Annotated in this window: 19 protein-coding genes; 15 read left to right on the forward strand and 4 right to left on the reverse strand. The window is 44.2% G+C overall.

Annotated features, from left to right (window positions below; translation table 11 throughout):
* Positions 1-502: 502 nt before the first annotated feature.
* The gene (locus H3H32_RS11525) at positions 503-1,711 is read left to right on the forward strand and encodes a DUF4062 domain-containing protein (RefSeq protein WP_182462846.1); all 1,209 of its coding nucleotides are present in this window, start codon (positions 503-505) and stop codon (positions 1,709-1,711) included.
* A 590-nt stretch (positions 1,712-2,301) separates the two neighbouring features.
* Here the strand turns inward: H3H32_RS11525 and H3H32_RS11530 are convergent.
* The 4 genes from H3H32_RS11530 to H3H32_RS11545 all read right to left on the reverse strand — a co-directional run bounded on the left by H3H32_RS11530 (position 2,302) and on the right by H3H32_RS11545 (position 8,757).
* Complete coding sequence (locus H3H32_RS11530) at positions 2,302-3,516, reverse strand: site-specific integrase (RefSeq protein WP_182462847.1); 1,215 nt, start codon at positions 3,514-3,516, stop codon at positions 2,302-2,304.
* Positions 3,517-4,954: 1,438 nt separating this feature from the next.
* Positions 4,955-5,344 (reverse strand): hypothetical protein, encoded by a 390-nt coding sequence (locus H3H32_RS11535; RefSeq protein WP_182462848.1) that lies wholly within the window; start codon positions 5,342-5,344, stop codon positions 4,955-4,957.
* A 1,121-nt stretch (positions 5,345-6,465) separates the two neighbouring features.
* Positions 6,466-7,302 carry an FkbM family methyltransferase gene (locus tag H3H32_RS11540; RefSeq protein WP_182462849.1) on the reverse strand — a complete coding sequence of 279 codons (837 nt, stop codon included), beginning with the start codon at positions 7,300-7,302 and terminating at the stop codon, positions 6,466-6,468.
* 141 nt (positions 7,303-7,443) lie between these two features.
* Positions 7,444-8,757, reverse strand: coding sequence for a glycoside hydrolase family 2 TIM barrel-domain containing protein (locus tag H3H32_RS11545; RefSeq protein ID WP_182462850.1), 1,314 nt, complete (start codon positions 8,755-8,757; stop codon positions 7,444-7,446).
* Positions 8,758-9,195: 438 nt separating this feature from the next.
* Here H3H32_RS11545 and H3H32_RS11550 point away from each other — a divergent pair, with 438 nt between their 5' ends.
* The 14 genes from H3H32_RS11550 to H3H32_RS11615 all read left to right on the forward strand — a co-directional run bounded on the left by H3H32_RS11550 (position 9,196) and on the right by H3H32_RS11615 (position 26,218).
* On the forward strand, positions 9,196-9,423 hold the full coding sequence (locus H3H32_RS11550; protein ID WP_182462851.1) for a 4a-hydroxytetrahydrobiopterin dehydratase: 228 nt from the start codon (positions 9,196-9,198) through the stop codon (positions 9,421-9,423).
* 138 nt (positions 9,424-9,561) lie between these two features.
* Positions 9,562-10,290, forward strand: coding sequence for a 16S rRNA (cytidine(1402)-2'-O)-methyltransferase (gene rsmI / locus H3H32_RS11555; protein WP_182462852.1), 729 nt, complete (start codon positions 9,562-9,564; stop codon positions 10,288-10,290).
* Positions 10,271-11,551 (forward strand): lipoprotein N-acyltransferase Lnb domain-containing protein, encoded by a 1,281-nt coding sequence (locus H3H32_RS11560; RefSeq protein ID WP_309547153.1) that lies wholly within the window; start codon positions 10,271-10,273, stop codon positions 11,549-11,551. The genes rsmI and H3H32_RS11560 overlap by 20 nt, the downstream gene beginning before the upstream one ends.
* 72 nt (positions 11,552-11,623) lie before the next feature.
* Positions 11,624-12,916, forward strand: a complete 1,293-nt coding sequence (locus H3H32_RS11565; RefSeq protein ID WP_182462853.1) for an acetylxylan esterase — start codon at positions 11,624-11,626, stop codon at positions 12,914-12,916.
* 127 nt (positions 12,917-13,043) lie between these two features.
* Positions 13,044-13,976 carry a D-2-hydroxyacid dehydrogenase gene (locus tag H3H32_RS11570; RefSeq protein WP_182462854.1) on the forward strand — a complete coding sequence of 311 codons (933 nt, stop codon included), beginning with the start codon at positions 13,044-13,046 and terminating at the stop codon, positions 13,974-13,976.
* Between the two features lie 155 nt (positions 13,977-14,131).
* Complete coding sequence (locus H3H32_RS11575) at positions 14,132-16,846, forward strand: DNA gyrase/topoisomerase IV subunit A (RefSeq protein ID WP_182462855.1); 2,715 nt, start codon at positions 14,132-14,134, stop codon at positions 16,844-16,846.
* A 78-nt stretch (positions 16,847-16,924) separates the two neighbouring features.
* On the forward strand, positions 16,925-17,293 hold the full coding sequence (locus H3H32_RS11580; protein WP_182462856.1) for a VOC family protein: 369 nt from the start codon (positions 16,925-16,927) through the stop codon (positions 17,291-17,293).
* Entirely contained in the window at positions 17,293-18,036 is a 744-nt protein-coding gene (locus H3H32_RS11585) for a SanA/YdcF family protein (protein WP_182462857.1), read from the forward strand. Before H3H32_RS11580 ends, H3H32_RS11585 begins: the two co-directional genes overlap by 1 nt.
* A 107-nt stretch (positions 18,037-18,143) precedes the next feature.
* On the forward strand, positions 18,144-18,647 hold the full coding sequence (locus H3H32_RS11590; protein WP_182462858.1) for a DinB family protein: 504 nt from the start codon (positions 18,144-18,146) through the stop codon (positions 18,645-18,647).
* 93 nt (positions 18,648-18,740) lie between these two features.
* A complete protein-coding gene (locus H3H32_RS11595) occupies positions 18,741-19,118 on the forward strand; it encodes a hypothetical protein (RefSeq protein WP_182462859.1) in 378 nt (125 codons plus the stop codon).
* 177 nt (positions 19,119-19,295) lie between these two features.
* On the forward strand, positions 19,296-19,910 hold the full coding sequence (locus tag H3H32_RS11600) for an RNA polymerase sigma factor (protein ID WP_182462860.1): 615 nt from the start codon (positions 19,296-19,298) through the stop codon (positions 19,908-19,910).
* Between the two features lie 83 nt (positions 19,911-19,993).
* Entirely contained in the window at positions 19,994-21,079 is a 1,086-nt protein-coding gene (locus H3H32_RS11605; protein WP_182462861.1) for a FecR family protein, read from the forward strand.
* 112 nt (positions 21,080-21,191) lie between these two features.
* Complete coding sequence (locus H3H32_RS11610) at positions 21,192-24,581, forward strand: TonB-dependent receptor (RefSeq protein ID WP_240543753.1); 3,390 nt, start codon at positions 21,192-21,194, stop codon at positions 24,579-24,581.
* Positions 24,582-24,601: 20 nt separating this feature from the next.
* Entirely contained in the window at positions 24,602-26,218 is a 1,617-nt protein-coding gene (locus H3H32_RS11615; protein ID WP_182462862.1) for a RagB/SusD family nutrient uptake outer membrane protein, read from the forward strand.
* Positions 26,219-26,240: the final 22 nt, after the last annotated feature.

Below are 26,240 nucleotides of genomic sequence, written 5' to 3' on the forward strand. Positions count from 1 at the left end.
GGATAGATTGTTAGTTTATTATAGCCAATAAAAGTTGATTAAGTACTGTGAGGATTTAGCTGATAAAATTTAGAATGATCTATTTTGTAACTTTTTTAAGCTTGTAGATACGGGAAATTTCCCCTTGTAATAGATTAAGTCGCTAATCATTTTTACAAAAATATGTCGGATTGGGGCTCGAGTAGTATAATATCAGTACACAGTCGTGCTAATATTAGCGATCCTAAACACCATTGTCTCTGTTAAAGAAAAACCGTCAGACATCTTCCCTAAGCTGTACTAAAGTTTTCTACAAACTCTTTTTGATGAAAAATGGCATAATTGCAAAAAAATACTCAAGGTCTTGGTTTAATAAATATATAAAATTGTTTGGGTGAATTATATATACTATGCCAAACAAGTGACTGTACCCTATTTGTTCAAAACCTTAAATGCTCTCATCAATAAAGCGCAAAATTCGAAAAAATGTAACCTTTTTTGCCTTTTTAATAACATATTATTCATGCCAGCTTTAGTTCAACACATTACAGCTTTTTTATCATCACCTGGGGGATTAACAGACGAACGAGATTTGATTTGTTCTATCGTTGATGAACTTAACCGACAAATTAGATTTTCTCATAATTCTGTTGTAGATGTTTTGCGATGGGAGAATGATACGTATCCTTCGGCAAGTGGCTCTTATGCACAGGAGACAATTAATGACCAAGTTGGTTACACTTATGATTTATTCATCGGCTTGATGTGGGATAGGTTTGGAACCCCTACAGCAAAAGCTGATTCTGGTACAGAAGAAGAGTTTGATATTGCATATTCTCGTTTCAAAGCTGGTGAAAATGTGAAAATCTTATTTTACTTTAAAAAACTTAGTGGTGCACTAACAAACTTTCAGAAAAAGGAGAAAAAGAAAATCGATGAATTTAAAAATAAATTAAAAAGACTTGGTATCTTATACAGCGAGTTCAATTCAGATAATATAGAAAAATTCAAGAATGACTTTAGAATCCATTTACAAAAATCAATAGGAGGTATTTTAGCTAATCCTCAAGCGGATATCGAAAGAAAAGATATGCTTATAAATGCAGGAGCCCAGCTTCAATTATTAACAGATGCACTAAAAAGTAAAAATAAATCACTACTATTTTCATCTTTAATTCATCATGCCATTGTGGACGGAACGGATTTGCACAATAAATTTCATATTAAAGGAAAAAATCAGCATCCCCATGAATCGCCCATGATGTCATTCAATAGTGTATCATCGGTGCCATCAGCCAAAGCAAGCATGAAAATGTATTGTAAAGATTTACTTAACAATGTAGATCTAAAGGTTACTTGTAGGGATCAGGACAAAGACAACGTTAAGCAATTGTTTGTAATTTTTGATAAACCTCTAAAAAATGATGATCCATTTGATCTAGAATTAAGTTATACACAGATGAATACAATGTATTTGGATGAAGAAGATTTTATAACTTCTGGATTTTCATATGATAATGTAATAGATTATTACACATTTGTCGTCGAATTTAAAGATAGAGTACCAGAAATTTTGAGAATAAACTATTTTGACCCACTTTTGTCTAAGGTACAAACAGTATTTCTTTCAGGTAAGGGGAAGGATAAATCAGTATTTGAAATTTCAATTTCAAGTGCTAAGATATCGTTGCTTAATAGCATGAATCTAATAGCAAATTTTAAACGGAGTTAACAATGACACATCCCGAAATCAAAATTAATCATTATTTATCAAACGGTGGCGGTAGTGGAGGATAAGTAAAAACAATTAGATTACAGATGTGACTTCTGTAGCTGTAATTTATATAGCTACAGAAGTCAACAATCTTAAAACTTAGAGTTAGCCGATTGTTCGATAAATTGCTAATATATTATTTATTAATTACTTGTAGCAGGAATTGTAGTGCATAGTAATTATTAACGCAACAATTCCTGTAGTAACTGGGATTCACAAAAGTCTATTGCCTTTAATACGTATAAAAAATACTCCCAAATGTTTCACCGCCAACTTCCATCAGCTTGAATAGCTAGTTGACGGAGTTTATAGCAACCTTGCTATTGATGTGGGCTAAATTTAGCCGCTTATGGGAGATCATTTCATCCTAATCATCATTTGGAGGCCATTCTAACCCCGTGTTATAGTATTGTTAGGGTATCTTGAATTTCTTAAAAAGGTGGTTTTCGACTTGATACTTATGAACTACTTAGCTCGTTCATAAGACACTCATTTATCTTAAACGTTCTTCGACTCGGTATGCCAAATTAACTATTCAAATAGAAGCTTTAAGAGCCAATCACTGCTTCCAGCGCTTCATCGGCATCTTTGTAGATAAAGGTAGATTGATAGCCCATTGTCGTCCTGACATCACTGTGCCTGTATAATTTTTGTAGCATTTGCAGGGGTACTTTATCGCCAGCTAGCGTCGCGAATGTGTGTCGAGCTACGTGCGTGGTGAGCTTTCCCTGTATCTTGGCAATAGGGGTAATGTATTCCTGTAATATCTTATTACAGCGATTAACGGCATAGGCAATCTTCTTTTTGACCTCAAAGGTATTTTTCAAATCTAGACCCTTCAGGTTCGGGAAAACCAAATCGTCGGGAGAGGTCTTTAATGGTTCGTATTTCTCCAGAATACGCTGAACTTTTTCAGGCAGCTTCAATGAACCCACCTTGTTGTTTTTACCCATTGTGTAATGCAGGCGTTCATTTTGGAAATCAGACCATCGCAACCGCAAAACATCGGAAATGCGCATGCCTGCAAAGTAATAGGAGGTAAGCCAGAGATTACGGGCGTGGTCATGAGTTGGATTGGTCAGTTTGACTGTTTCAAGCTTAACAACATCGTCCAGACTGATACCAATCTTGGTGCTTTCGGGAAGCTTAATATTGATCTTATCTTCGCCACCGAAAGGATAATATTTTTTATCCAAAGATTCCTCTTTAATAGCTTGATTGAAAACTGCCCGAATAGTAATCAGGTAATTTACAATCGTTCTATCACTGATCTTTCTGTCCGACTTAAGATGCCGCTTAAATTTCTCCAACAAACCAACAGTGATATCTGAAAACGCAATGTCGTGGCCACCTATAAAATCTTTAAATATTTTTAAGCGGCATTTTTCGGCAGCGTAAACATTGAAATTCCCGGCATTTTTCAGCCGATCTAAAAAAAGCTGAGCTTGTGGGACGAAGGTTGCTCCAGTTACTGGCTTTACCTTGCGTTTAATGGCTTTCACCGAAATATCATCGTTCTGTGTTTCCGCTTCAATTGATTTGTCGCTTGCCTCGTGTTTCTTTTTTAAAATGAAATTGTTCAGACGTTTAGAATTGGGGTGCGATGATTTAACGCTCTGTTCTGCTTCATTCCATTCGTTTTCTTTTATATTGTGTTTGAGATAGATATAAGATGTTTTTCTATCTTTCGTAATACGAAGCGCCAGAGGGAAAGTACCGTCTTTGTTGGGTTTCTTACGCAAAACAATTTTAACCTTAGCCATAATGAGAAGTGATTGAGAACACTATAAAGATACGGAATTGGTACAACATAGGTACAACAATTTGTGGTTTTTTGCGGATTTTTGCGAAGTAATATGATTTATAAGTATCAGTAAATGAGTAATTTAAGTTCGTATTGGTTCATATTAAACCAAAAAAATAGAGTTCGAATCTCTTCCTCTCTGCAAAAAAGAATCCCGTAGTTGCCTGTAAATAAGGTAATTACGGGACTTTTTTTGTGATTTAAATATGCTTGAACTGTTTTTCTGCAAGAGGCTCAGCACTATGATCATTCACTATACGACTTGGATTTTCGATAAAACCTATGAATATCCGTTCTTGGTGTGTTCTGTTTGCGAATTGACGGGGCCTAGATTTAGAAAGTATTTGATTCTACACTACAATTAGAGTTAAAATAAAAAAGGCTTAACTCCAAAGAGGAATCAAGCCATATAATGTCGAAAAGAAAAGCCAACTAACTCATTATACATACGGTACAGCTGATACATCTGGATTTATAGATGTAAAAAAAAAGTCTACTTCAATGGAGCCAGACGATTGACAGCCAGCCTGCTTTTCCTTCTATGTGGGCTACGACTTACAAAAGTTACCTATTAAAAAACGAGTTTCTGTATTTGTATCTACGGTTTTTAGTAAATTTGAGGTGCTCTTGAAATGGGAAAGAGTTAGATCGTCAGTGATTTCTATTGCTGGCGATCTTTTTTAACTTCCCACCATTGGGCAAAATAGTTTAGAGTTAGAAAGGCTATTCGCGTTGCGGTTAGCCTTTTTTTCTCAATCATTCGCAAAGTAACTTTTTAAATAGGATTATCAGATAGTACAAACTTTCGGGAGATCCTACCCAGGTCCATAAGAACTGTAGTTATCCATGGAGGTCGCGATGCGAAACGTGATCAGGATAGGAGAGTAAAACCAGCCGTAACAAGCGGGATGCCCTAATGGTAAGTTCAGTACCTTTCAAGCAGCAAGATCTTTATCATAAATTTTTTAATGGTCAGATTATCCATTTTAGATCAATTTGATCGTTGTTACTTTTTAGACTCTGTTCGTCTGAAGTAAATTGTTCATTCCACCCATTAATACTGTTTTGTCAGCTAATTTATTTCAATCATTTCGCTTTTCTGGTACTTGTCCCAAGTGTGGCAATCTAGACACCCACCGAATCCGCCGTGTTGGGCTGTTGAAACTTATACCTGGTAGAACCCTGCAGTGTTCATCCTGTCGCCAGCGTTTCTTCCAGATAGGCTATTTTAAGTCTCCCAAGAGTTATGTGAAGGAGCTATAGTGAGCTTGCTTAAAGCCTCTAATACCATAGAGCCAGCATTTCTGGTGCCAGGGCTATTAATTCTAGTAATCCGCTTGACGTTACGGTAGTATACTCACTCACCTGGAGCAGTATTTTGACTAGAATAAGTGAGTTCAGAACTCTACAGCTTGAATCGTAATCGTAGTTGTAGGGTAAAGACTGACATATCGGCTAATCCCGTCGTTTCCTGCTAGTCCAATCTGCTTGCCTTTATATTGTAAGGAGTATGCTTCTTTATCGTAAGCCACTACTGTAACATTCGAATAGGAATAGTTAATCTTTGTTTTTCCAGAGGTGCCTTTGACCAGAATATTAACATGTTGGTTATCTACCTGTGTTATGCTCACGGTTCCAGTGGGAGTCTCATCAATTAGTGATGTAGTCTGATATTCAGTAAGTTCATATGAGCCAACTACATCAAATACAGTGGTCGGGCTAATCGATTGAGTACAACTACTTATTAAATAAAAAGAGATAAATAATAATATAGTTACTTTTTTCATAAAGATTATAGATATCTAGTTGTTAATAAATAGTCTGATAGTTAATAGTTTAGGTGATAATATCTGTAAATAATCTAATTTGTTTAAGTAAATGGGGTTTGAGGTTAATGTAGGCATTTACACTTATGGAAAGTGCAAAGTAAAGGAAAATTCATCGAATAAAACAGGCTTAAGTAAGTAGGGTTTTCGCTCAGAGCCGTGCCCGGCTAGGTATGGTGCTTAATAAGACTATCAAGCGTAGTTACGCTGACAAGATTATGAGCGAAACTCCTTATGAGATGTATTGAAAATTCCTGCTGTGGCAGTCTAATGGGTGGACATATGTTAATAAAATGGTCTTGCTTCAGGATGAATTAAGGCCCTTTTTCATCTAAATTTAATCCCTGGTTAAAGCCGCCTTTATCTCGTTTTCTTTGCTTTGAGGTATGAAAACGACAAAGAAAACACTACCGATCCCTGGTCCCTGGACGCTGATATTGCTCATTTCGGCTTCACTTTTCTGGTTCGTAGCAGAAGGAATTTTGAAGCTTGTTTTCTAGCGTGACCTGATAGCCTATTAATAAATACATACGCGAATACTAATGGTCTTTGGAGGGCTAAATGCCTCTTTTTGGCGAAATTTGGTCAACTCCCTCTATGACCATGACGTTCAAAATTATTCTTCTCCTGACGGGTGCTATCGCTCCGGTTTCGTTACTAACATCCTTTAAGAATATATCCAGTTGCCCACGGTGTGGTAATCCGTATCCTGTCCCAAGAGACCGATCTCAAGTAATGAAGTTAATTCCCTGCAAAGCTTATCATTGTCGGGACTGCGGGAAACGATTCTATCAGGTTGGACCAACAGATTCATCTACGTTGATGCCCGTGTAACGACAGGTTGAAATACCTGAATAGCTGGTTAGTTGATATTGATAATCAGAGATATGGCGCAAGCAGAACTATATAGACTACTAAGAAAAGATAGCTAATGCAACGTTAGCTCAATAGAGAGCGTATTAATGTTTGGTGGAGTGCAACCCGTAAATGGTTTGTGCTATTGATTAGAATTTGAGCATGGGAAACGCTGATTCTGGTAGAGTCAGCGTTTTTTGTACACTTTAGTTAATTGATTTATCTGCTCACGAATACGACAAAGCCTGTTGTTGGGTGGACGATTTAATCTTAGAAGCACGCTCTAATGTTTTTAGTGAATTATACACGTCTTCTCGAATAAATGTACGTTTTAAATTGTGGGTAGAATGAACTAGTACATAGCCTGCTTTTTTTAGCTTAGCACAGGTTTTCTTTATTCGAAAATGAAATGATTTATCATTCGCATTGTGAACTTCGTCAAATTCTACCAGTATTACTTTTACGTCTAGTTTATCATCAATAATTGTATCGATAACCTTATACTCGGCTCCTTCAATTTCAAGTTTAACAACGTCTACACTGCTATGACCCAGCATAGTCATTAAATTACTTAATCGATCGGCGGGGGCTTCTATATATTCGTTTGATTCCTGAAATAAATAAAGCGAGTGTGAGGCATAATCGTCACGTTCTGGGGCAAAAAACTTTAGGTTCGTTTTCTGATCCCATACACCGATTTCAACAAATGTGATCGACTCCAGCTGTTCATCAGATATTCGGTACGTAAAAGGCACTGTTGGCTCAATAGTCAGCGGAATCTGCTGTTTTACGCATTCTTTGAGTTTCCGGAAATGGTTGATACCCTCAGGCATCGGGTCAAAAATATACACCTGGGCATCATAAATAACTTTTAATTCGGTGTCGAACGAAACGTCTTCGCCAGCGCCAATGCAATAGCAAATAGAATTACTGGTTAATAAGTTATCGGGTAGATGGTATCCATGAAAATGTGAGCCAATATGGACAAGATTATTTAAAGGTTTCACGCCTTGTTGTGGGTGAATACCTAATACTTTTTTAGCAAGGCCGATAACATTTCTCATGGATAATTGTCAATTGTGAATAAGTAGCTTTATTGAGGAAATTTGATTCAAGTAAATAGTGTAAAAAGAGGTAATCAAAAATGATTTAATTTCTGATACAATTTTGCATTAGAAATTCCGGACCTGACTTATGGCTGTTTATTATTTTGCCGAATTGGCTGGTTTTACTTCAAAGGAAAAATTGGCCGAAGAAACATGCTTGTGTGTATCGTACACATAGGCAAATAACCTATAAGCCCCTGGTTTATCCGGTAATTGAAACGAAATGGACGATCGTTCGGGAGTAGCTATCAAGCCCTTTAAGGCGGGCATTGGCGTTCCTGCATAATCGGCCGAAAACTGAGCGCGCCGTTTGATTTCCCAGTAGTATGTTAAAGAATCACCTTCTGGATCGTTTGTCAATAGTTGTGCCTGATGCGGTATCAAGGAGGCTGTATACGATTGGTAAGTCAAAGCCTTGCCATCGATTTGTAAAGGTTGAATGACTGGCGCCTTATTCATTGTCTGTTTTCCGGACCAGAGCAGTTGCATCAATTCTACCAGCGAAGTTGAGCGACCTTTATCGTCAAAAACGTTAAACCAGGTATGTGTTTCTTCCTGTTTAAAGCCCCAATAGAACAAGTAGGAACCAAGGCAATTAGGCGGCTGAGATCCGATATACTGCCGATAAAACGTATTTACATAGTCATATTTCTGCTGACTAGTTGGCTCGAGTGGCGCTTTCCAGGGAGCAACAGGCGTTTCCCAATAAGCCTGGGCACCATATTCAGAAATGAGATAGGGTTTATCCCAACCGCCTTTTTTTAAGAACTGGGGTAACTTCTCGGTCAATGCATAGGAGTTAACGGCCAGCACATCAAGAGCTGGGCACCGTTCCTGAACAAGCCAGATGGCTCGTTCACTATCAGGCGAAATGACGGTAGCAACCGGATGATTAGGGTCAAGCTCGTGAACTAAGGTGGCAAGTCGATTGACTTCATCGTATACCCGGAAATTGCTTGCTTCCATCGCCCACTCGTTGCCAACACACCACATCAATAAAGCAGGATGGTTCCGGTATTTCAAAACGATTTTACGAATGCGTTCAAATTGTCGGTCAACGGCTGTCTGATCATCGTAGTCGAAGCCTTCCAGCTCGCGCTCTACCCATAAGCCAAAAAATACGGTCAGCCCTAACTTCTGAGATTGATCTAAGATAGATTCAGCTTCCAGGTCATCCCATATGCGAATTGAGTTGCCTCCGCAGGCTTTTAATTGGGCTAAATGGCTGACGCCCCCAGCGCCTTTAATAAAGTAGGGTTTTCCAAAGCGTAACAGTTGATAAGACTGTCCATTTCGCTGTATTGACGTAGGTTTAACGGCTGCCGACGTTTCGGAATGAGACTTGCTGGTTTCGGTACAGCTGCTAATGAATGTGCTGACTATGAAAATTACTACCGCTAAAGCTAGTCGCATTAGGAACGCAATGAAAAGTTAAGTTTCTATGTTGACTAATAGATTAACTTTTAGTCACTTCAAGATTAAAACATCATTAAGGGGGTAGGCTTACTAAACGGTTGATAATGCTACCTGGTCGACCTGATTTCTGCTCAAATTTATCAGGCCCTTTTTGGTGGTATGAGCCATAAATGATACGAACAGTACACCGTCTAGTCAATAAGTTATAGCCATTCTTAAAATAGGCATACTTTGTAGCAAGCCGATAATTGCGGCTGGAAAAAGGAGTATTTAAACACTGATTCTGTTGGGATCAGTGTTTTTTAGTTGACCTGACTTAGCTACGCCTTGTTAGATTGAGAAGGCCTGCTCTACAGATAAGGGATTTATATATAGAAAACACTCGCCTTCTATCAGCGGTTCTAAAGTCAAACAAACCCGTAAACGCCTATTCCCATGTGGCAGGAAAAAGATAACCAACTCACCCGCGATTTTCAGTTCACTGATTTTAGCGAAGCCTTTGCTTTTATGACTCGTGTGGCTCTGATCGCCGAAAAAATGGACCATCATCCCTGGTGGTCGAATGTGTATAACCAGGTCACAATCAGGCTATCAACCCACGATGCCGGAAACACTGTAACCGATAAGGATCGTAAACTGGCTGCTGCTATTGATAAGATATAGTTTTCAAGTTTGAGGTTTGAAGTTCGAGGTTTGTAGTTAGCTGACGTACAGCTGCTTTCGCGTCGGACGACTACAAACTACAAACCTCGAACTACAAACCCCCAACTGTAAACCCAAAACCATAAACTATCTTGCGGCATGAAATTGTACCTCGTGCCGACACCAATCGGCAATCTTGACGATATCACACTGCGGGCGATTAAAACGTTACAGAGTGTTGATGCAATCCTGGCCGAAGATACCCGGACATCGGGCGTTTTACTCCGTCATCTGAACATTAGCAAGCCGCTTCATAGCTACCATATTTTTAATGAACACCAGACCGTACAGCGGTTAATTGGTCAACTAAAAGAAGGGAAAACCCTCGCGTTGGTGTCGGATGCGGGCACGCCCGGAATTTCAGATCCTGGCTTTTTGCTCGTGCGCGAGTGTATCAAAAATGATATTTCGGTTGAGTGCCTACCCGGCCCAACTGCTTTTGTACCCGCTTTGGTAAATTCTGGTTTACCCAATGATCGATTTACATTCGAGGGGTTTCTGCCGCACAAAAAAGGACGACAAACGCGCCTGACCGAGCTGGCGGGGGAGGAGCGTACGATGGTTTTTTATGAGTCGCCCCACCGACTTCTGAAAACCCTTCAACAATTTGCGGAGGTGTTTGGCCCCGATCGACCAGCCAGTGTTTCGCGTGAACTCACTAAGCTGTTTGAAGAAAATCGGCGCGGCCCATTGTCCGAACTTATTACGTATTTTGCCCAAAAAACAATCAAAGGTGAACTGGTTATCTGTGTCCAGGGGAAAGAGCCAAGCCGAGGCAAGGCTAAACGAGTGTACGACAATGATGTTGATGAAGAAGAAGATGAGTAGTGGGTATGGGGCTCGGGGCTCGGGGCTCAGGGCTACTCAGCATAAAAGTCGAAAATGGTCATTTCTGCTGATGCTTATCGTATCTGCATCATTCTTCGTTCATCATTTATCATTTGCCCAAACGCTTTCTCCGGCTGCTCGTGTCAGTCTGATTACCTATGGGCCTGGCGCAGACGATATTTCGTCGGTTTTTGGGCATACCGAAATACGTTTTACCGATCCAATGCTTGGTCTCGATAAGGATTATAGCTTTGGTGGATTTGATTATCGGGCCGACTATTTCATCATAAAATTTTTGCGGGGTACGCTTCCCTATAACCTGACGGTTCATAACATTTACCAGGTTCTGTATTACTATCAGCAAACAAACCGAAGTGTTCGCGAGCAGGTGCTAAACCTATCGCCCACCCAACGCCAACGGTTGTTGACGGCTCTGGAGGAGAATTATCTCCCTCAAAACAGAGAGTATCGGTACAAGTTTTATTACGATAACTGTTCTACCCGCCCTCGCGACATGATTGTTCAGGCGTGTGGAGATAGCCTGACGATTCCGTCGCGTTCGCGCATGACGGGTAAGTCGTACCGCGATCTGATGAACGATTATTTGGGAGAAATGCCCTGGTATCAGTTGGGTATGAATCTGGCTATTGGGCATCCGTCTGATGAGCAAACGGATGGCTGGCGCGCGATGTACCTTCCCGAGCAGCTATTTGATCAGTTCGCTCATTCCACACTTCGGCAGGCGAATGGACAGATTGTTCCGTTAGTGAGTGGTACGCAAACGATATTTGAACCCCAGCATACGTTTCGTCAGCAAGTTTCGATCCTGTTCGATCCCGACGTTGTATTTGCGATCCTGGGTGTTCTGGTGGCCCTGTTTACCATTCGTCGCTATAAAGTGGCTGGTAAAGTAGATGGCTGGTTCGATCGACTCCTATTTGGCATTGTCGGCTTTCTCGGCTGGTTTTTACTAGTACTTTGGCTGATTAGAGATGATGGTGTGACCGGCTGGAATCCGACGCTGCTCTATCTGATGCCTTTCCACTTGCCTCTGATTTTCTGGGCTACCAGTTCAACTGCTACCGCACGCCGTCGGACCATTTATTTTAGTCTGACAGCCCTGCTGATCCTACTGGGTATACTTTTCTCGAAAATACCAGGAGGCTTCGATGTTTTATTTCCGCTGACGTTGCTTGTTCGTTGTATCGTGAATATGCAACCGGTTCGTCAGGCCTATCGAACTCCGGCCCGAATAGATTGATCTTTTTCCGGTTATAATTGGGGCTGGAAGTGCTTTCTGTGAATGATAGAACAAATCCTCGTGCTACATTCCATGAAAAAACTGCTGCTTCCCAGTTTATTACTCATTTGGTTTACAAACGCGTTGGCTCAGCCTGTTGAGCGGCTCGTTAAGGTGATTGTGACGCCCGATCATGCCGATTGGCTCTATAAAACCGGCGAACCCGTTAAATTCAACGTGTCGGTTTATAAGAGTAATGTACTCTTGAAAGGCGCTAAACTCCGTTATGAAATTGGGCCGGAAAAGATGGAGCCCACCAAAAAAGAAACAGTCACCCTGAAAGATGGGACGTTAGCACTGGAAGGAGGGACAATGAAAAAGGGAGGTTTCCTTCGTTGCATCGCTACCGTCGAACTGGATGGTAAGGAGTATCGAGGACTGACAACGGCTGGTTTCGAACCATTAACCATTAAGCCAACCGTAGCGAATCCTGCCGATTTTAAGGCATTCTGGGATCAGGCTAAGGCCGATCTGGCCAAAATTCCTATGGACGTTCGCATGACGCTTCTCCCCGAACGATGCACCGAACTGACGAACGTTTACCAGCTCAATCTACAAAACATCAACAATTCTCGATTCTATGGGATTTTGTGCGTACCAAAAAAAGAAGGTAAATACCCTGCTATTTTACGGGTACCTGGGGCTGGTGTTCGCCCGTACAACGGGATGATCGCCGAAGCTGAAAAAGGCTTCATCACACTCGAAGTGGGTATTCATGGTGTTCCGGTCACGATGGACCCTATTGTGTATGATAATCTTAGCCGGGGTGCACTCAACGGCTATCCATTTGCTAACCTCGACGACCGGGATCGTTATTACTACAAGCGCGTTTATTTGGGGTGTGTCCGGGCGGTCGATTTTCTGGTGAGTATGCCCCAGTATGATGGGCAAAATCTGGCTGTTACGGGTGGTAGTCAGGGCGGAGCCCTTAGCATTGTGACGGCTGGTCTGGATTCGCGGATCAAGTGGTTAGGCGCTTATTATCCCGCTCTGGCCGATGTTACGGGTTATCTCAGCGGTCGTGCTGGAGGATGGCCTCATATGTTTACTGGCGATAACCTGGCGTACAACAACAAACCGGATAGAATTAAAACGACGGGCTATTACGACGTGGTGAATTTCGCCAGACTAGTGAATGTGCCGGGTTATTACTCCTGGGGCTTCAATGACGAAACCTGCCCACCAACTTCTATGTATGCCGCTTACAACGTGATTCCTGGCCCCAAAATGCTGGATGTAGTCCTCGATACAGGTCACTGGACGTATCCGGAGCAAACCGAAAAAATGACTACCTGGTTGCTGGGACAATTGAAAGGCGGAAAATAAGGATTTAGTTACTCCATCGGATAACCAGCGAAGAGCGCAGGGTAAAACGCAAAGAACACAAGACGCCAACTTCTTTGTGCACTTTGCGTGAACCTTGCGTTCTTTGCGTTTAAAAACTACTAACGGTATGCAACTTTTTGTTAATCCAGCACTCGACGATACACTTAAAGCAAAACTTAAAGAACAAATTCCACCTGATATCACAGTTGTATTTCGGGCTGACTTACCTCAATCTGAACAACAGTCGGCCTTCCAAACGGCCAACTTTGTTTTAGGAAACCCACCCGCAGCCTGGTTTGCCGAATCGCTTCCTAATCTGAAATTCTGGCAACTGGATTCAGCCGGTTTTGATGGGTATAAGTCCGTTCAACTGGACGCAACGATTGCCAATATGGGTGATTACTTTGCCCTTCCCTGCGCCGAAACGATGGTAGCAGGTATTCTGTCACTCTACCGAGCTATTCCCGAATTGGCCATTCTACAAAGTCGTTCTGAGTGGGTAGGGGCCCCTATTCGCTCCCGAACGAATTTGTTGTGGAAAAAACGAGTGGTCATTCTGGGTACGGGCACTATTGGTCAGGCGGTGCGGCAGATGTTAGCGGGATTCAACTGTGAAATTTACATGTTGGCCCGCACCGATCTGCACGCTGATTTGCATTCGGCCGACGAACTCAAAGCGCTTCTTCCTAAAATCGATATTGTCGTGAATTGCTTGCCCGGTACGGCAACGGGTTTTTACACTGCCGAGCTAATCGACGCTATGCAACCCGGAAGTATATACGCTAACGTTGGGCGTGGTAGCACGACCGACGAACCAGCGCTGATCAGAGCGTTGCAATCGGGACACCTTGGCGGGGCTGTTCTGGACGTAACAGCTATTGAACCGTTGCCTGCCGATAATCCACTTTGGTCGTTGTCCAATGTACTCCTTACGCAACATACCGGTGGCGGACAGCCGAATGAAGACGGCGGTAAAGTCGATCAATTTCTTCGGAATTTAGCCTGTTTTCAGGCTGGCGAAGCGGTCGAGAATGAAGTAGAGTTAAAGCGTGGCTATTGAGATATAACATACGCTTAATTTTCTGGAACTAGCCTTTTAATGGCTAATACGCCCGTTTTTCAACTTTTTTTTGTATATTTAAGGAGTCGAACGCGACACCAAACGTTCGCTTAGTCTCCGTACTTATCCACTGGAATAGTTCCTGAAGCAAGTCAATGATAAACGAAGAAAATGAACAGCCGATCGAGGACGATAGCCAGCAACCTGACGAGTTTCCATTAGCCGATGGAACTGAGCTGACTAATGCCCTTGCATTGGAGGAACAACCTGCTGACCCTATTAATGAAGTCCTGCATGCTCAAACCGTCGTGTCAGGATTGTATGAAAATTATTTTCTCGATTACGCATCCTACGTTATTCTCGAACGGGCCGTACCTGCTGTTGAGGATGGCTTGAAACCCGTTCAGCGCCGAATTCTGCATGCCCTGAAAGAAATGGATGACGGCCGCTTTAACAAAGTGGCCAACGTAATTGGGCAGACGATGCAATTTCACCCTCACGGTGATGCCTCTATTGGAGAAGCTCTCGTCAATATCGGGCAAAAAGAGCTTCTTTTCGATACCCAGGGTAGCTGGGGAGATGTGCGTACAGGCGACGGAGCCGCTGCGCCACGGTATATTGAAGTTCGGCTTTCGAAGTTTGCGCTCGATGCCATCTACAACGATAAAACCACTGAGTGGCAATTGTCGTATGATGGGCGTAAACGGGAGCCGATTACCTTGCCCGTAAAATTCCCTCTGTTGCTGGCGCAGGGTGTAGAAGGGATCGCCGTTGGACTTTCGACCAAAATTCTACCCCATAATTTCAATGAGCTGATTGAGGCTTCTATTCAGATTCTGAAAGATAAGCCCGTATCGCTCTTTCCCGATTTTCAGACCGGAGGCCACATTGATGTCAGTAATTACAACGATGGGCATCGGGGTGGTAAAGTTCGGGTGCGAGCCAAAATTGAAGAGGTTGATAAGAAAACCCTGGCGATTCGGGATGTGCCCTTTGGCGTTACGACCCCACAATTGATCGACTCAATTGTGAAGGCGGCCGAGCTAGGGAAAATACGGATTAAGGCACCCAGTCGGAATGTGGCCGCAGTGGTTGACAATACCGCCAGGGACGTAGAGATTTTGGTTCACTTGCAGCCTGGCGTTTCGCCCGATGTAACGATTGACGCGCTCTATGCCTTTACAGATTGTGAAGTCAGCATTTCACCCAATGCCTGCGTCATCATTGGCGATAAACCCCATTTCGTTAGCGTAACGGATATCCTGCGGGTCAACACCCACCAAACGGTCCAGTTGCTACAACGGGAACTGGAGATTCGTCGGAGTGAGTTGATGGAGCGTCTGTTGTACAGCTCGCTCGAAAAGATATTTATCGAGAATCGGATTTACCGGAAAATTGAGGAGTGCGAAACGTTTGAAGCGGTACTTGAAGCGATTGATAAAGCGCTTAAGCCGTTCAAGAAACAATTCTATCGGACCATTACGGAGGATGATCTCATTCGCCTGACGGAGATCAAAATCAAACGGATTTCCAAATATGATGGCTTCAAGGCGGAGGAGCTAATGCGTCGACTGGAGCAGGAACTAGCCGAAACAGAAGATAATCTGGCCAATATCACGCGCTATGCCATCAATTACTACAAAGACTTACAGAAAAAGTATGGCAAAGGGCGTGAGCGTAAAACCGAAATCAGAGCCTTTAATACCATTGCTGCCAATGTGGTAGCGGCTGCCAACCAGAAGCTGTATGTTGACCGCGAAGGTGGCTTTATTGGCTATGGGTTGAAAAAAGAAGAATACGTCAGCGATTGTTCCGATATCGACGACATCATCGTGTTTCGGCGTGATGGTAAGTGTATGGTGACCAAAGTTCAGGATAAAGTGTTTGTCGGCAAGGATATTCTGTACGTTTCGGTATTCAAGAAAAACGACGAGCGCCGGATTTATAACCTGATCTATTTAGACGGGAAGTCCGGGATTTCGATGGTGAAACGCTTCCCAGTGACTGGGGTTACCCGCGATCGGGAATATGACCTGACGATGGGCAATCCGAAATCGAAGCTAACGTATTTTAGCGCTAACGATAACGGAGAGGCCGAAGTGATTACGGTTAACCTGACGGCTCAGAGTTCCGCCAAAATCAAGCAGTTCGATTATGATTTCGCATCCGTTGGCATTAAAAACCGTTCGGCGCAGGGTAATATCCTGACAAAGTACCCGGTTCGGAAAATTACGCAGAAAACGGGTGGTGTATCCACCCTCGGCGGCCTCGACATCTGGTACGACGAACACCTGGGTCGGCTTAACCGCGATGAGCGTGGTCGGCTTTTAGGGAATTTTGATGCGAAAGACAGCATTCTGGTCGTTTATAAAGACGGCCAATATGAACTGACGAGCTTTGATCTGACCAATCGGTACGAACCCAACGACATCACTACGCTGATAAAGTTTGACCCGGAAATGGTGCTGTCGGTGGTGTATTACGAAGCTAACCAGAAGGCCTGGTATGTAAAGCGATTTAAAGTTGAAACGACGACCTTAGACAAGAAGTTTAGCTTTATCGGCGATACAAAAGGATCGAAAGCACTGGCTGTTACAACAGATCGTTATCCGCGTATCGAGGTCATTCATCAGGTAAAAGACCGAGGCCCGATGGAAACCATGATTCTGGAACCTGAAGGATTTATTGACGTACGCGGTTGGAAGGCATTGGGCAATAAGTTGCCATTTGCCCGAGTGAAAGACGTTAAACTACTGGCTCCTAAGATTGTTAAAGAGGCTGTAAAAGCGACGTCAATAGCCGATACGGTCAGTACGATCGAGGCAGAAGAAAAAGAATCAGAACCTATTCAACTAGGTCTTTTTTCGTAATTTAGAGTAATAGGTTTATGGTATTTGGGCTACCCGAATACCATAAACCAAAACTATAGTCCGACTAGCGATAACCCGATGGCCGATACAACGTTTTTAGGCTTGCGAACAGTAATTTATGCCGCGCCTAACCTTAGCGAAACAAAAGAATGGTACACGAAAGCGTTTGGCGTTGAGCCCTATTTCGACCAGCCGTTCTATGTTGGCTTTAACATCGGTGGCTTTGAACTGGGGCTCGATCCGAATGCACAGATTGTGGAAGGAAGCACGTTAACCTATTGGGGCGTTTCGGATATTGGGGTGAGTGTTCAGAATTTAGTTAGCCTGGGCGCTACGCTACACTCGGATATTCAGGATGTAGGAGAGGGTATTAAAGTTTCCGCCGTGCGCGATCCCTTTGGCAACGTGATTGGTGTAATTGAAAACCCTCATTTTAGTAATTACTAATGAACACGACTTTGGCTACTGACTACAGCGACGAAAGGCACCACGAAGCGGCTGGAGTTCGTATTGTCAAGCGTGTCATTAAGCTCATAATTGTGCTGATGTTTGCAGGAGCCATCGTTGTCCTGATCAGCAACTGGTGGATTGTATACAATACCAAAGACCAGATTTATTTTGACATCAATGAGCTGCCCGCCAATGATTACGGGTTAGTACTGGGCACCAGTAAGTTTGTTCGAACAGGGAAAGAAAACCTGTTTTTTCGCTACCGGATGGAAGCCACTGCCCGGCTCTGGAAAGAAGGTAAAGTAAAATACCTGATCCTGAGCGGCAACAACGATTCAGAGTACTACAATGAACCCGCCGATATGCAGCGAGCTTTGGTCCGTCTGGGCGTTCCAGCCTCGGTGATGCAGCTCGATTATGCGGGCTATCGAACGTTCGATTCGGTTGTGCGTTGCAAGGACGAATTCAATCAGGAAAAGATTACGATCATATCCCAGAATTTTCACAATGCCCGCGCCCTCTATATTGGTAATCATGAGGGTATGGAAGCCATTGCTTTTGCTGCGCAGGATGTACCTGATGGTTATTCGCTGAAGACGCTTGTTCGGGAATACCTTGCCCGGCCCTATGCCTTGTTCGATGTGCATGTGTTGCGTCCACAACCCGAAAAAGGCAACTGGCAACGAAGCGCAAATAAGCGCCAATCGCACGGGCGTCGGACGGCTGATGTCGCCCCGTAAAACTCTATTTTGCCAAAGCATTAGTCGAATTCTGCCTGAACATCCACCCGTGGGTTTAGTTCATAAATAAGTAGCGGAACGAAAACGCAGATCAGACTACTATCGTTATGACTCAATCCAATCAAACCAGTACAGACATTAACTCCGCCGTTCGGAAGCAATTAATCAGTTTCCTTACCGGTAGCAATGCCCATCAGTCGTTCGATAATGCCGTTAAGGGGTTACCTGTCGAACTGCGAGGAGTAAAACCCGATAATCTTCCGTATAGCATCTGGCAAATAGTAGATCATATACGGATTGTCCAATGGGACATTCTCGAATTTTCCCGCGATCCTGATCACCAATCTCCTGCCTGGCCGGATGGGTACTGGACAAAAGAAATTGCGCCCCCAAATGAAGACGTCTGGCAACAGGCACTGGATCAGATTCGGGCAGACCTTGCGGCCTTTATTGAGCTACTAAACGACTCTCAACGTGATTTATACGCCCCCTTTGCCCATGGTGATGGACAGAATCTGCTTCGCGAAGCCCTGCTCATTGGCGATCATACTGCCTATCATGTAGGAGAAATAATTATCATCCGGCGGTTGCTGGGAGCCTGGAAAAAATGAGCCGAAAATCTGCCTAATTTATAATTCTAGCCCGCTCGATAAATTACTGATTTTATTATTATATACCTTTGTGTTTCACTATAAGAAATTCTCATGTCTACAGACAGTCAACCGAACAAACTACCGAGTCAACCCGCTTTCACGATTACCGCTCAATCAGCCGCTCATAAACAGGGGGTTGTGAACGTACCCGCTAGCGTTGATTCGTATTTTGGCGAGCATGGTAAAATTGTCGTAGTAACTCTTCCGAATGATCAACGAGTCCATTGCTCCATTGAACGGAAGAAAACATCTAAGCACGGAGCCAGCTTTTCTCATCCTTCCCTGAAGGAGTATTTTGGAAATAAAATCCAGAAAGACTGGGAATATCGGGTCAAAATCAGTGGTATGAATTCGGTCAGTATTCGGCCAATTGAAACCGCCACTGAGGTTGTCGAAGAAGCCCCAAAAGTCGAAGAATCGCAGGAATAGGCCATGCAATGGCCTACTCAGGTTTTCAGATCTAACACAATTATCAGGCACTTTCCCGTTTATTGAGGAAGTGCCTGTTTTGCATTCGCGTAAGTTGCCTCTACTAATAAAGCTACTCTATAAAACAGTAATAAATTTCTTTAGTCAACTTCTACAGCCGAATTCCCGTAGTACAACATGGCTATACGTCCTACATCAAATTCAATACAGACCGATATTCAGCTTTGGGAGCAGCTAAAAAATGGGAGTGAGCTGGCCTTTGGTAAGCTACTGGCCAACTACTTCAATCCACTGCAAAACTATGGCTGTAAGTTTGTTCGGGATGAAGATTTTGTGAAAGACTGTGTTCAGGAAGTGTTTATCGAAATCTGGAATCGGCGAGACCGGGTCAGTACGCCTGATAGCGTTCGGGCTTATCTGCTCAGTTGCGTTCGGAAACGAGTGCTTCGGGAAGGATATCGCCAGCATATCATGCGGGACGATGCATCTATCGATCTGGAAAACGAGTTGACTTTTGTTGAGTTTTCGCCGGAATGGTTGTTGATCGAGCAGGAGAGCGTAGCCGAAACCACGCATCGTATTGCCGACTCACTTAATAAACTGCCTAAACGGCAACGGGAGGTAATATACCTGCGCTACTACCAAAATCTCGAGCGCGACGAAATTGCGGCCATCATGGGGGTTAATCCACAGTCTATATCGAACCTGCTACAGTCAGCTTTTAAAAATTTCCGGGAAAACTGGGCTGGTTTGATCCTGCTGGCCAATATTCTCAGTCACTCTTCTTTTTAATCTCTGCCTAAAAACAAGTATCTAAGCCTCAATTTGGCCATCTACTATTATCTAATACGAATTGAGACTTTCTCTAGCACACGATGAACCCCGATTATCAGAAATATAGTGTCGAAGACTTTACACAGGATGAACTGTTTCGACGGTGGGTTATTCTAAGGGACCCGCAGAGCGAAGCACTTTGGGCCGATTGGTTAGCGGCCCACCCCGAAGCATCTGGAAAAGTACAGTTGGCCAGAGCTTTTCTGTATGCACTTGAGGAAAAAAATACAGCCCTTCCCGAGGATGAGTTAGCCAACCTTACCGAGGATATTATTCAGCAGGATAAGCAACGCATACGGCCGCTCTGGACGAGCCCCATGCTACGGATAGCTGCGTCGATTCTGGTTGTTCTTGGGCTTGGTTATTTGTTTTTAGTGCACCAGCCCGGATCGTCAAGAGTTGATAAACTGGCCGAAATTAGCCCTGTATTGGCCGCTAACTATAGCGAAGTAGAAAATAATAAGGCTGAACCACAAGATATTACACTTCAGGACGGAAGCGTTGTTACGCTTTATACGCACAGTAAATTGCGCTATCCAAAACAGTTTTTGCCTAAACTCCGCGAAGTATACCTATCCGGGCAGGCCTTTTTTAAGATCACTAAAAACCCAAAACAGCCATTCTGGGTGCATGCCGACCAAATTTCGACCCAGGTGCTGGGGACTTCGTTCATGGTAAAAACAGAAGGTAACAATGCCAAGGTAGAAGTGCGTTCAGGGCGGGTGTCGGTTTACACCCGAAAAGATATTCGGGCGGCTCGGCGCTTGCAGCAAAACGAATCGGTAGGAGTGGTGCTAACGGCTAATCAGCAGGTAGATTTTATTGAAAAAGAAGATCGGTTGGTAAAGTCCATCGTTGCGCAACCAATTGTTCTTCAGAAGATTGAAAGCCGCGACTATGTTTTTGAAGAAGCCCCAATCGATAGGGTGTTTAATCAACTGGAAAAGACGTATGGTCTACCCGTTTTGTATGACCCAGTGACGGTTAAAAATTGTTTTATCACGGCTAATCTCGCCGACGAGTCACTATTTGATAAGCTCAATCTGATCTGCCGAATTTCCCGCGCGACCTACGAAATTGTTGATGGGCAGATCATCATCCATAGTGCCGGATGTGACAATAAGTAGGTATATTTGACCAGGTTAAGTAGATACTGAAAAATATTTATCAAAATAATTACAAATAAGACAGTATCTACCTAATCGACTTGCTATCCGTGAGTAAATACCCGTTTAACTCATGGATAAACTCTATTCCAAGTCCCCATTCTTCATTCGACTCATGAAGCTATCGGTAATTCAACTTCTGATCGCTGGTATATTTATGAGTACCACCTGGGCCCATAGTGCCCGTGGGCAGGAGCTTCTCGATCAGCATGTGCTGATTAAAGCCGGTAGTACAAATCTGAAAAGTACACTGGCGCTGCTGGAACGAAACACACATGTTCGGTTTATTTACAATCCTAAAGAGATTCAGGCTGAACAACGATTGACCCTAAGTGCCCGGTCTGTTACGCTGAAAGATTTCCTGAGCGAGTTACTAACACCGTTACGCATCAGTTACGAGGTTTCAGGCAAACAGATTGCCTTGTTCAAAAATCCATCGTCAGGAAGCACAGACGCGGGTGGTAATCCTGACCAACTCGCTTCGGGTCAGTTAGGTAAAGCCGTTGCCGACCGCACTGTTTCAGGACGTGTGCTGGATGGTGCTAATGGATCGGGCTTACCCGGCGTTAGCGTGGTGTTGAAAGACACTCGTCTGGGTACCGTGACGGATGGCGAAGGGAAATTCAAACTGTCGATTCCCGATCAATACAATACGTCGAGTGCAACCCTGATATTTTCTTTTATCGGCTACGCCAGTCAAGAGGCTTTGATTGGTAGTCGGAGTTCGGTTGATGTAACGTTAGCGGTTGATAATAAGCAGCTAAGCGAAGTTGTGGTAGTGGGTTATGGTACACAATCCCGCAAAAACCTCACGACGGCTATCAGCACCATCAAACCAGAAGAACTGAACCGAGGGGCCATCAGCGATGTGGGTCAATTGTTACAGGGTAAAGTACCAGGGCTGAACATTTCGGCCAGTGGCGACCCGAATACGCCATCGGCCGTTGTGCTGCGGGGCGCGTCCACCATCAACAGCTCACAGGGCCCTTTCTATGTGATTGACGGCGTACCGGGTGCCGATATTTCGATCATTGCCCCCGACGATATTGCGTCCATCGACGTACTGAAAGATGCCGCAGCCACCGCTATTTACGGGAACCGTGCCGCCAATGGCGTAATTATGGTAACCACCAAGCGGGGTAAAAAAGGCCAGATGCAGGTAAGCTACAGTGGCTATATGGGTATCGAAAAAGTGTCCAGCAAATTGAACATGATGGATGCTACCCAACTGCGGGACTTTCTGTCGAAAAACGGCCAGTCGTTTTCGCCCAATGATGATAAAGGCGCTAACACAAACTGGCAACAGGCTGTCGAGAAAAATTCGGCTATCTCGCAAAACCATAACCTATCGATTAGTGGCGGCTCGGAGCATAGCAATTATAGCGCAAGCATCAACTACCTGGATAAACAGGGTATTTTGCAGGGTAGCTCGCTGAGCCGGGTTATTGCCCGCTTAGCGGTCGAACAATATGCCTTAAATGACAAAGTGAAGTTTAGTCTGAACGTCACCAACTCAAACAGCAACGCCAACAATACTCCCTTGCGCAACAACGTATTGTTGCAGATGATCAATCACTTACCGGTTTCGCCAATTACCAATACGGATGGTACCTATTTTGAGAATTTTCAGAATACGGGCTACTTCAACCCGGTGGCTATGATCAATCATGCCAAGGATAATACCAAATACAACAACCTGGTTGGGTCGTTCAATACACATGTGGTTCTCCCATTTGGTCTTTCGTACGACATGAACCTGTCGTATCAGAACAACACCTCGCTACATGGCGAATCCTACGATAGTTATTATACTCAATACAACAGCGCGAATTTCTATAATAACCCCGATCCACCGTCCGTACACAGCATTCTGAACTTCGGTACCAATGGTTCGGCACTTCGGAATACGTATCAGACGACGCGGAAAGTGCTGGAAACCTTTCTTACCTGGGACAAAAGCTTTGGCGATCATACGATTAATGCCGTGTTAGGGTATTCGTATCAGGGGTCAATTTCGGGCGATGGTTTCCAGACGTCGAGTACCAACTTCCCGGTCGATAATATTGGTTACAGCAATTTCGCGTTGAGTAACCCCTACGCTGTATCGTCGTACCGCATCAATTTTGGTGCTGACGGAATTTATCAGGAAACAAAACTGATCTCCGATTTCGCTCGTTTGAACTACAACTACAAAGACAAATACCTCCTTCAGGGATCGGTTCGTCGCGATGGAAGCTCGGTGTTTGGGACGAACAATCAGTGGGGTTATTTCCCCGCCGGTAGTATCGCCTGGCGTGTGAATCAGGAAGATTTCATGCAGAACCAGAAGTTGTTCAACGACCTGAAGGTACGCGCTAGTTATGGCGTAACCGGTAACTCGTCGGGTTTCAATGCCTATACCGCACAGTTCATTTCGGGTAGCCTCGGTACGTACTATTACAACGGTGTGCAAACGGCAGCGTACGGGCCTACGCAGGCGGCTAACCCCAATTTGCAATGGGAGAAAACAGCCACCACCAATATCGGGATTGATTTTACGGTCCTGAAAGGCAAACTGAGCGGTACGGTAGAATGGTACAACAAAGAGACAACGGGTATGATTTACTCGTACCGGGTTGACCCCATTCTGGTGCCTGTGGGAAGCATTATTGCTAATGGCGGCAACATGAGTAACAAAGGTATTGAGGTGAGCCTGAGCGCAACCCCAGTTCAGAGAGGGAAATTTACCTGGACAACGGGCTTAAATCTGGCGCACAATACCAACAAGATCAATAGCTTAACGAACCCACTGTTTGTTGGTGGTGACTCGGTTCGGATAACGCAACCCGAAGGTGCTGGCCAGACGGGCAGTACGTTGCAGATTTTGAAAGCGGGTATGCCACTGGGTCAATTCTTTACGCTGCAATATGCGGGTAAAAATGACAAAGGGGTTTCGCAGTACGTTGACCACAATGGTAATCTGACCACCACGCCGGTTATTGGCACCGATTATAAGTACATGGGCAGTCCGCAGCCTAAACTGTTGGTGGGCTGGACGAATACGTTGCGTTATGGTAATCTTGACTTCAACGTATTTTTCAGAGGAGTATTCGGGAATAAGATTTTCAATGCCACCCGTGCCGATCTGTTCCGGCCCAGTACGGCTCAATTCACCAATATTCTGGTCGATGTAGCGAATGAATCGGCAACGGATGTAAACTCCTATAAATACTCGAGCCGCTTTATCGAAGACGGTAGTTATGTTCGTTTGGACAATGCCACGTTGGGTTACAATTTCAAAAACCTGGGCCAATATGTAAAAACCATTCGGCTCTACGCTTCCGTGAACAATGCGTTTGTTATCACCAGCTACAAAGGAATCGACCCTGAAGTGAATCAGGGGGGCATTGCGCCGGGGATAGATGCGAACAACTTCTATCCAAAAACCCGGACGATTCTGATCGGCCTAAACGCATCATTCTAACACCTTAGCGGAAAACACCAATGAAAAATATACTAACTACCGGCGCGTTTTTATGGCTGATTACGTTCCTGATTACCGCCTGTCACGATGTGACTGTTCCTGTCAACACCGAGTTGACTCCCGATATTTTTCCCCAAAATTCCTCGCAGTTTATTCAGGCATCGGGCCCTCCTTATGCCGCATTGCGGGGTAATTTCTCCTTAGATTACTGGTTTATGCAATCCCTCAGTACGGATGAAGCCATTCTGCCTGCCCGCGGGGGTAACTGGTATGATAATCAGGGATACCTCATGTTGCATTACCATTCCTGGACGAAAGATCACGGGACAACGAATAGTACCTGGAGTTGGTTGTCGAGCGTAATTGGTACTTCCAATCAGGCCCTGTCTATTTTAGGACAGACGATACCCGCTTCGACGGCAAAGTCGACGAACCTGGCCGAACTGAAAATGGTTCGAGCACTGGCTTACTTCATGATGATGGATCTCTACGGCAATGTGCCGATTGATACGACCTACGGTGATTTTTCGCCCCACCCGAAAGTTGAGCGTGCACAAGTTTTTTCGTTCATTGAGAAAGAAGTGAAAAACGCGCTGCCGTATCTGAGCCGGGTGTCGGGTCAGGCAACGTATGGCCGGGCCAACAAATTCACGGGCTTTGCCTTACTGGCCAAGATGTATTTAAACGCTGAATATTACACCGGCACGCAACGCTACAGCGATGCCGTTGTGGCTTGTGATAGCGTCATCAACTCCGGCCTGTACGCCATTGAGCCCCGGTCATCGTATCTCCAGATGTTTTATCCGAATAATGGGCCGCAGATGAAGGAGTTCATTTTTGCCATTCCCTATGATCCGGCGGCTGGGGCCATGTCCGGTACCAATGGCATGATGTACCATGCGCGTTATGATGTACCGCGGTCAGAGACGAAGAAATTCAATTTGCCTTTTACGCCTAGTGCTCCCAGAAGTACGCTGCCCGAATTTTATGTCAATTTCAATGATCAGAACGATGTTCGAAATGGACAGTGGCTCAAGGGATTGCAGTATATGAATGACGGCGTAACCCCTGTTACAGTAACCACCACCAAGAAAGGGTACGACCAATTCTATACGGGTTCGGATGGAGGAACTGCCTATACGTATCAGGTAAACCTTACGCCTGACATTATCCTTCGTCAGGACGTTGCTACATTCGATTTGGGTAACGACGAAATAGCCTGGAATATGGGTTATCGTAACGTTAAGTTCTATCCCGATGCCTCATCGACCTCTCGTAACCAGAATAACGACGTGCCGCTTTTCCGGTACTCAGATATTATTCTGATGAAAGCCGAAGCGATTCTTCGCGGTGGTGCCGCCACGCAGGGACAGACGGCTGTTTCGTTGGTTAACCAACTTCGGTCCAATCGTACAACGAGCGCTGCCCTTTCGAGCGTGACGTTAGATGACGTATATGCCGAACGTTGCCGTGAATTTGCCTGGGAAACCTGGCACCGTAATGATATGATTCGGTTTGGCAAGTATGAAGGTAAGTGGGGATTCAAAACTAATGCGGATGTAACGCGCCGAATTTTCCCAATCCCCACAAACGCGTTCACCGTCAACCCAGCCCTGACTCAAAATCCTGGCTATTAAATTTTAATGAGTGAAAGAGTGA

This window comes from Spirosoma foliorum (assembly GCF_014117325.1).
Classification (GTDB): Bacteria; Bacteroidota; Bacteroidia; order Cytophagales; family Spirosomataceae; genus Spirosoma; species Spirosoma foliorum.